Source organism: Micromonospora zhanjiangensis (assembly GCF_042650605.1).
Classification (GTDB): Bacteria; Actinomycetota; Actinomycetes; order Mycobacteriales; family Micromonosporaceae; genus Micromonospora_J; species Micromonospora_J zhanjiangensis.
Genome location: NZ_JBHSBN010000121.1, coordinates 1 through 728 on the forward strand (window position 1 = coordinate 1; position 728 = coordinate 728).

At 65.0% G+C, this 728-nt stretch carries 1 protein-coding gene; it reads left to right on the top strand.

All coding sequences use genetic code 11. From position 1 onward, the window contains the following. The coding region (locus ACFOX0_RS34220; RefSeq protein ID WP_377553842.1) for a non-reducing end alpha-L-arabinofuranosidase family hydrolase at positions 1 to 728 on the top strand (728 nt) is incomplete at both ends.

Here is a 728-nt window from a genome sequence, read left to right on the forward strand (position 1 = left end):
CAACTGGTCGGACATGGCCTCGGCCAGCCAGAACGGGATGAACTCCGGCACCGTCGCCCCCACGCTCTTCTACTTCGCGCCGAAGAACATCTGGGTGCTGGCCTACCAGTGGGGTCAGTGGCCGTTCCTGTACCGCACGTCGAGCGACCCCACCAACGCCAACGGCTGGTCCGCGGCGCAGCCACTGTTCACCGGCAGCATCTCCGGATCCGGCACCGGGCCCATCGACCAGACCCTCATCGCTGACGACCAGAACATGTACCTGTTCTTCGCCGGCGACAACGGCAAGATCTACCGGGCCAGCATGCCCATCGGCAACTTCCCCGGCAGCTTCGGCTCCAACTACACCACGATCATGAGCGACACCCAGGCCAACCTCTTCGAAGCCGTCGAGGTCTACAAGGTCCAGGGCCAGAACCAGTACCTCATGATCGTCGAAGCCATGGGATCCGGCGGACGCTACTTCCGCTCCTTCACCGCCACCAGCCTGAGCGGCAACTGGACCCCGAACGCGGCCAGCGAGAGCAACCCCTTTGCCGGCAAGGCCAACAGCGGCGCCACCTGGACCAACGACATCAGCCACGGTGACCTGGTCCGCAGCAACCCCGACCAGACCAAGACCATCGACCCCTGCAACCTGCAACTGCTCTACCAGGGCAAGTCACCCAGCGCCGGTGGCGACTACAACCTCCTGCCCTGGCGACCGGGCCTGCTCACCCTGCAGCGCT